This is a genomic window from Corynebacterium sp., assembly GCF_043426755.1.
GTDB lineage: Bacteria > Actinomycetota > Actinomycetes > Mycobacteriales > Mycobacteriaceae > Corynebacterium.
The window spans coordinates 1-7,384 of the sequence record NZ_JBHWRP010000069.1 but is presented as its reverse complement, the minus strand read 5'-3'; the positions used below and the strand labels follow the sequence as shown (position 1 = coordinate 7,384).

Genomic DNA, 7,384 nt, shown 5'->3' with positions numbered 1-7,384 from the left:
GTGTCCTCGAACTGTGGTGCCACAACAGCCGACAGGGCCACTGTGGTCAGCGAGGACGCAATCGAACGCGCGCCCGACAGCTTGGAACGGTCGACCGGGTCCTGCGTCATCGCCGCAGACAGGGAGCCGTACGGGATATTCACGAAGGAATAACACAGCTGGTACGCAGCGTCGAGCAGGAAGATCCAGGCGATAGTGCCCGCCATCGGCAGGCCAGCAGGCGTGGAGAACAGCAAGACGAAGATGACGACCAGGAATGGGGAGATCCAGAGGATCCAAGGGCGCAGGCGCCCCCAACGCGTGTCAGCGCGGTCAACAGTTTGACCAGCGATCAGGTCGGACACACCGGCCCAAATCTTGGTGACACCGTAAATCATGCCGGCAACGCCAGCGGATAGACCCGCGATGTCCGTCATGTACACCATGAGGAACATCGAGGTCATCATGAAGGTGAGGTTGTTTGCAACGTCACCAAAGGTATAGGTAAGAACTCTATGGTTCGGCAATTTTGCCGTAGACGGAGGCGCTGATTGCGCCTTTGTTTGGGTGGTCATAGGTGAACTCCTATCATGACCAAAATTAATTGAAATGAAGATTAATGCGGAGCTGGCACCAAATCAGTGCCAGCTCAGAGCAGCACTTAGAGGGCCTTAACCTCGTCATGCAGCCCGCGGATGCGCTCAAGAGCGTCCTCGTTTGAGGCGAGCTCCTCATCCAGTGCGGCGACCAGAGCCTTGACAGGATCCTCAGCCTTACGCGCGGCGTCCAACTCGTCGGCACGCGCGTCCTGGATCTCGTCGGCACGCAGCACGTATTCGATCCACGCCGCGATAGACAACGCGGCGGCGGAACCGTCACGGCCAGCCTCCAGCTCGGACTTCATGATGGGCACAGCGCGCATACGTTGCTTCGTGCCACCATCGATCGCGATTTGGGCCAAGTTGTGGCGGATCCGTGGATTTTCGAAACGCTCGATCAAATCCTTGCGGTAGCCAGGAACATCCAAGCCCTCGGCCGTCAGGTGGTTGGCCGCTTCGTCCCACAGTGCTTCGACCTTGGCGCGCACGTCATCGTCGTTAATTGCGTCCGCCACAGTCTCGTGCCCCTTGAGTTGGGCGTAGTACGCCATCAAGGAGTGCGAACCGTTGAGCAACCACAGCTTGCGGCGTTCAAACTGCTCGATGTCGTCGACGAAAAGCACGCCGGCCTTCTCCCACTCGGGACGGCCCGCAGGGAACTCGCCCTCGATGACCCACGAAGCAAAAGGTTCGGTGACAACGGGGGAGGCGTCCTCATAACCGGTTGCCTCCGCCACGTCGGCGATGAGCTCGTCGGTCGTGGCAGGGGTGATGCGGTCGATCGAGGTAGACGGGAAGGCCACGTTCTGCTCAATCCAGCCCGCCAACTCCTCGTCCGCCGCCTGGGCCATGCCAATCACGGCAGCCTTGGTCAGCGGGCCGTTGTCGGCAACGTTGTCACAGCTCATGATCGCCATGCCGCCGTTACCGGCTTCCTTACGAGCCTTCAGGCCTTCCACGATGCGGCCTGTTGCCGTCTTCAGCTCCTCCGGGTTACCCGCCCGCAGTGCTTCGACGTCGTGGACGACATCGGTGTCGGTGGTGTCCAGGCTGCCATCTTCAGCCAGGTGGTATCCGGCCTCGGTGATGGTCAGGGTCACCACGGCCACGTTCTCGTCGGCAAGCAATTCCTTCAGACGTGCCAGGTTGAAAGCAGGCTGTGCCTCCACCAACGAAGAAATCACCTCAGGCGAATCGCCCTCGCCGGAGCGAGTGACCAGCGTGTACAGGCCATCCTGCGGCGCGAGCGTGTCCGACATGCGGGCGGAGCGCCCGGTAAAGGAGCAGTAGCCCCAGCTCGGATCAGCCTTCTGCGTGTACCAGACCTGGTGGGCGCGGTGGAAAGCGCCGAGGCCTAAGTGGACCAGGCGGACTGGTGCGGCAGGTGCGTCATAGTTCGTGCGGTTGAGTTTCTGGGTCATAGCTTGAATACCCTCCTTGGGGAAGCGTCGATCAGGTCAACGATGATTTCGGCAGCGCGGTCCTCCGTGATGCGGTGCTCCGCCACCAGGCGAGCAAGGTAGTTTGCCTCTACGCGACGCGAAGTGTTGTGGCGCGCCGGGATAGAGCAGTATGCACGAGTGTCATCGATGAAACCGGAGTAGCGGCTGAAGCCGGTGGTGCCGGTGGTGTACTGGCGGAAGCGGTTCATGGCGTCGATCTCGTCGATGAACCACCATGGCGCGCCCGCGTAGACGGACGGGTAGTAGCCGGCCAGTGGAGCGATCTCGCGGGAGAAGGTGGTCTCGTCCATCGTGAAGATGACGAAGTTGAAGTCCTTGTTCTCGCCGAAGGTGCTCAGCAGCGGTTGCAGGGCGTTGGTGAACTCCATCTGGAATGGGATGTCGTGGCCGACGTCCGCACCGTACTTCTCGAAGGAAGAGGTGGAGTGGTTGCGGTAGGAGCCTGGGTGCAAGGTCATGACCAGGCCGTCGTCTTGGGCCATCTCCGCCATGCGGAAGGTCATGTTCGCCTCGAAGGCCTGGGCTTCCTCGCGGGTCCAGGAGCCGTCGCGTCCCTTGTCAAACAGGCGCTGTGCTTCATCGGCATCCAGTGGAGTGGTCTCCGCATTGTGGGTGCCATGGTCGGTGGAGGTGCCGCCGGCGTCCTTGAAGAACTGACGACGATCGCGCATTGCTTCGAGGTAGCCTTCATAGCCGGTCTTGCCATTGCCGTGCAGGTCAATCAGCTTTTCGACGTTGTCTGCGAAGTTGGCGTTGTAGAACTTCGTGTAGGCGTCTGGGCGGAAGGTTGGCAGGACGCGTGGGGTGAAGGAAGCATCGTCGGCAAGTGCCTTGTGTGCTGCCAGGTCATCCAATGGGTCGTCGGTGGTAGCCAGGACCTCGAGGTTAAAGGAGTCTGCCAGTGCGCGCGGGCGGAAGTCCGGGCGCTTCAGGATCTCATCGAGCTCGTCGTACAGTTCATCGGCATTCTCGCCGGAGATACGGTCAGGGTTGATTCCGAAGACGTGCTCAAATTCCTGCTCTACCCAGTAGCCGGTGGCGGTACCGGTGTACAGCGGCCAGTTGGAGCAGAAGATGCGCCAAGCCTCGCGTGGATCGCACTCATGCCCACCGACGCCGAGCTCGGAGAGCTCGTAGCCTGCGGAGTGCAGCACGCGGGTGAGGTAGTGGTCAGGGGAGATGAGCAGTTTGGTGGGGTTAGCAAACGGCTCGTCGTCGACGAACATCTGTGGATCCAGGTGTCCGTGCGGGGAAATGATCGGAAGGTCCTCTACGTGGGCCAAGAGGCGGCGTGCGATATCACGCGTGCCCGGATCGGCCGGAAGGAGGCGGTCGGGGTGTGATGCATGTGAGTTACTCATAAGATTATTGTCTGTTAGAGATAGGTCACATTGCAAGAAGTTGCCGGAAGTTGCACCAACTTTTGACTAAACGAATTAGGGGCGAGTTTTCTTCACCGCCGTGGACTCGCGCACAATTAACCGCGTGGGCAGAACGCGTGGTTTCGCCATCGGCTTCTTAATTCCCTGCACCAATGCGATCAAGTTCGCTGCCGCAACCCGGCCCACCGCGCGGAGAGGACCAGCGACTGACGTCAAGCTAGGGGAGACGAGCTGCGCCGCATCGTTGTTGTCGAAACCAGCTACCAGAACATCGTCCGGAATTCGCACCCCCTCACGGGCCGCCTGATGCAAAAAGCCCACAGCAACCATGTCGTTGAAGCACACCACGGCGTCAGTCGGATGTTTCTTCCACTCGATGAAGGCGCGCCGTCCGCCCTGGGCCGTCGGCGCCCCGAGAGTAATTTTGGACACGCTCATTTGCGCTACAGCGTTCAGGCGCTCGTCGGAAAGCGGGATATGTCTGGTAAACAGCGGGGATTCGTCGCCCGCAGCGCTGCCGGTGGCCTCGCGCAAGCCGCGCCAGCGGACGGAATCCATCCAGGATTCCTCCGGCCACGACAGGTAGGTGACGGTGCGCGCGCCCTGGTCGGCAAGGTGGGCGGCCAGGCGGATCGAGCCGTCATAACTGTCGACGAGCACGCTGGGAACCCCGTTGACTGGTCGGTTGATCACCACGGTGGGGACCGTGCGGGCGATCTTCTGGATCTCCGAATTGCTCAGCCGCGCGGACGCCAGCAGTAGTCCGTCAACATGTCCCATGAGCTTATCGACGGCCGCACGTGACTTTTCCTGAGATTCCTGCACGTCGCTGGCATGAATCCATACGTCTTGAACCCACCCTGCGTGAGAGGCTCCGCGCAGCACCTCGACGAAAAACGGATTGCTTAGGTCCGCGGCGACAAAGCCGATCACGTCTTTCGTGGTGCGCACCGAGTTACGCGTTTCCAGCTTGGTGCGATAGCCCAATTCCTCCGCGATGGTGCGGATCTTTTCAGCAGTGTTGAAACTGACGCGATCTGGGCGTGAAAAAGCGCGCGATACCGTTGAGGGGCTTACGCCTGCTGCCTCAGCGATATCGTAAATAGTGACAGAAGATCCCGGCTTGTGGGCCATGGCTCCTACACTAGTCGCTCAAACGCGGACCCACTTGATCCAAACTTGTGCAGACTTATGTAAATCGTAGCCGGCGGAGGGGCTACGCTAACAGTGAACGCCTCCAAAGAAAGCGAGAAAGGCAGCCATCATGCCTGCACATATTAGTTCCACACTGCGTCGTGGCATGGTCACACTCTGTGTGCTGACAACTGTCGGGCTTGCGGCTTGCTCGTCGACAGAAAGCGCTCCGCCGAAAAGTGGGGAAGAACTGACGCAATTCTTGCTGCCCGCCGAGGATCTCACCATCACAGGTATTGCGAGCGACAGTGAAGTCTGGTCGGATGGTGACCTTATCCAGCCAGGTATGGCCATGTTGCCTGTCGTCGGGAAGACCAACTGCGCGGAGGTCATCCAGGAAGGCTTGGATACGCGCATCCAGACAGTAGGGGCGGCGTCCAAAGTATTCGTATCGGATAACGATCGAATCGCCACGGGCATCTACTCTGTCGACGATCCGGAGGCCGTACCTGTTACGCGTCTCTATAGCGACATTCTGGCGTATTGTCCGGAACCCATCGTCCACGAAGGTACCGGCATGGAATATACCGTGGACCAGCTCACCGATGCGGGCCCCGATGTCACCGGCATGGTGGTCGAATCCCGCTCCCGCTGGGGAGAGATGACGACGATGGTGGTGATGCACCAGGTGGTTGGTAACCACGCTGTTGTCGTCGGATCGATGGGGTTTACGGAGCCTACCGTGGCTGCCGTCTTCGACGCGCAGGTGGAACGCTTCACGGAGTAGGTGAGGGGGAAACGAAACAGTCCCCGGCTTGGTAATCCAAGCCGGGGACTGTTCCTATTGTGCGCCATCAGGGGATCGAACCCCGGACCCACTGATTAAGAGTCAGTTGCTCTACCATCTGAGCTAATGGCGCGTGCTGCTGTGTTGGCAACGAAGAAAAATATAACACCGATTGTTGTGTAACGTAAAATCGCCAGCTCAAAGGCCTAAAATCGAGGCTCAAAGTGAACAGGAGATAAACCTGCGTCGATGTGGATTCTTTCCACAGTAGGCTTTAAGATGTTGTGAACATGTCGCGATAAGGGATCAGTCGCGTACTTCAGGAGCAGAACTGCATTATATAAGGGTACCTGTGAGAAATTTCCTCCGTACAAAGAAATATGTGGCTTTGGCGCTGGTGGCAGTTGTGGGGGCTGGGATTTCATCCTGCACTATTGACACGTCCAGCCGCTCTTCCGACGCAGCGGCGGCAACAGCCGAGGCACCGGAAAACACCGAACCTGCGCCACCAGCTTTTTCTGTGAAAGATGGGGCCGAAGACGTCGACCCATCGGAACCAGTCACCGTATCGTCCAACGTGGGGCTGGAATCGGTGGAGATGACTAATGAGAACGGCAAGGTAGTCGAGTCTGAGCTGAGCGACGACGGTAAAGAGTGGACCACCGCCGAGGTGTTGGGCTACAACCGCGTTTACACCCTTGAAGCCACGGACAAGGATGGAGAAACAGAGACCATCACCTTCTCCACCTCCACTCCGAGTGCGACCACAGGCGTTGCCTTGGGCCCGCTGGAAGGCTCGACCGTGGGTGTGGGCCAGGCCGTCACGTTCCGCTTCGCCACGGCGCCGAATGATCGCGAGGCCGTCGAGGATGCGATCACCGTGGAAACCTCGAATGACACTAAGGGCGGCTTCTACTGGATTGACCCCTATGAGTTGCGCTGGCGCCCAGCTGAGTTCTGGGAGCCGGGCACCGAGGTCACCGTGAATGCCGATATTTACGGTCTTGATATGGGCGAGGGCCTGTACGGCTCTGACGACAACGCCACCAGCTTCACCGTGGGAAGCGATGTCCGGGGCGTGGTCGACGACAAGACCAAGACCATGACCGTGTACGAAAACGACGAGGTAGTCCGTGAAATCCCCGTATCGCTCGGCCGTGACGGCGGGCGTTGGGCAACACCGAACGGCATCTACGTCGTCGGCGATGAACACGAGTCCCTGGTGATGGATTCCTCCACCTTCGGTTACTCCATCGAGGAGGGCGGCTATGTCACCCCGGTGAAGTATGCAACGCAGATGAGCTACTCCGGCATCTACATTCACGGCGCGCCATGGGCGGTAGGTGCGCTGGGTAGCTACAACCAATCCCACGGCTGCATTAATATGACTGTCGACGATGCTGCCTGGATCCAGCAGATGTTCAAGCGCGGAGACCCAATCACCGTGAAGAACACGACGGCAGATACGCTGCCGGGCTGGGATGGCCTGGGCTACTGGAATATTGATTGGGACACCTGGAAGGAAGGCAACGCGGACACAGGTTCCGCATCCTAGATGCAGTTTTCAATCCTCGACCGTGCCCAATCTATTGTTGGCGATTCTGACGCAGACGCTTTAAGACGAACACTCGACCACGCCCGCCACGTAGAAGAGCTCGGTTTCGCCCGCTTCTTTGTGGCGGAGCACCACGGGGTGCCGGGGATTCCAGGATCCGCCCCGACGGTTCTGGTGGCGGCCGTTGCGGGGGAGACCTCGTCGATACGCGTGGGTACAGGCGGGATTATGCTGCCTGCGCACCAGCCGCTTGTGGCTGCTGAGCAGATCGGGGTGCTGGAGGCACTATTCCCGGGCCGGATCGATGCCGGGATTGGGAATTCGGTGGGTTTTACGCAGCCGGTGCGCGACGCTTTGCGCCAGGGCGATCCCACGGAGCTGAAAGCGGCCTTTCCTTCCGAGGTGGAGGAGCTGCTTGATTACTTGCGCGGCGAGGCCGCGATCACTGCGCGCCCTGCCAACGCCGGTGCGACGCCGGTGTGGCT

The 7,384-nt window shown here is 59.7% G+C and carries 7 protein-coding genes and 1 tRNA gene; 3 read left to right on the top strand and 5 right to left on the bottom strand.

The genetic code is table 11. The annotated features are described in order from the left end of the window. The 4 genes from ACHFGA_RS06785 to ACHFGA_RS06770 all read right to left on the bottom strand — a co-directional run. Positions 1–554, bottom strand: a 554-nt coding sequence (locus ACHFGA_RS06785; protein WP_394281651.1) for an MFS transporter, incomplete at its 3' end; no start/stop codon positions are given. 86 nt (positions 555–640) lie between these two features. Further along, entirely contained in the window at positions 641–1,999 is a 1,359-nt protein-coding gene (locus tag ACHFGA_RS06780) for a mannitol dehydrogenase family protein (RefSeq protein WP_394281650.1), read from the bottom strand. Beyond that, a complete protein-coding gene (gene uxaC / locus ACHFGA_RS06775) occupies positions 1,996–3,402 on the bottom strand; it encodes a glucuronate isomerase (protein WP_394281649.1) in 1,407 nt (468 codons plus the stop codon). Before uxaC ends, ACHFGA_RS06780 begins: the two co-directional genes overlap by 4 nt. Positions 3,403–3,477: 75 nt before the next feature. Continuing rightward, complete coding sequence (locus ACHFGA_RS06770; RefSeq protein ID WP_018582205.1) at positions 3,478–4,557, bottom strand: LacI family DNA-binding transcriptional regulator; 1,080 nt, start codon at positions 4,555–4,557, stop codon at positions 3,478–3,480. A 166-nt stretch (positions 4,558–4,723) separates the two neighbouring features. Between ACHFGA_RS06770 and ACHFGA_RS06765 the strand changes: the two genes are divergently transcribed. Next, a complete protein-coding gene (locus ACHFGA_RS06765; protein ID WP_394281648.1) occupies positions 4,724–5,344 on the top strand; it encodes a hypothetical protein in 621 nt (206 codons plus the stop codon). A 60-nt stretch (positions 5,345–5,404) separates the two neighbouring features. On the opposite strand, the gene ACHFGA_RS06760 is transcribed toward ACHFGA_RS06765, so the two are convergent. Next, a tRNA-Lys gene (locus ACHFGA_RS06760) sits at positions 5,405–5,477 on the bottom strand. A 249-nt stretch (positions 5,478–5,726) separates the two neighbouring features. Here ACHFGA_RS06760 and ACHFGA_RS06755 point away from each other — a divergent pair. Both ACHFGA_RS06755 and ACHFGA_RS06750 read left to right on the top strand, forming a co-directional pair. Continuing rightward, positions 5,727–6,899 carry an Ig-like domain-containing protein gene (locus ACHFGA_RS06755; RefSeq protein ID WP_394281647.1) on the top strand — a complete coding sequence of 391 codons (1,173 nt, stop codon included), beginning with the start codon at positions 5,727–5,729 and terminating at the stop codon, positions 6,897–6,899. Next, the coding region (locus tag ACHFGA_RS06750) for an MsnO8 family LLM class oxidoreductase (protein ID WP_394281646.1) at positions 6,900–7,384 on the top strand (485 nt) is incomplete at its 3' end.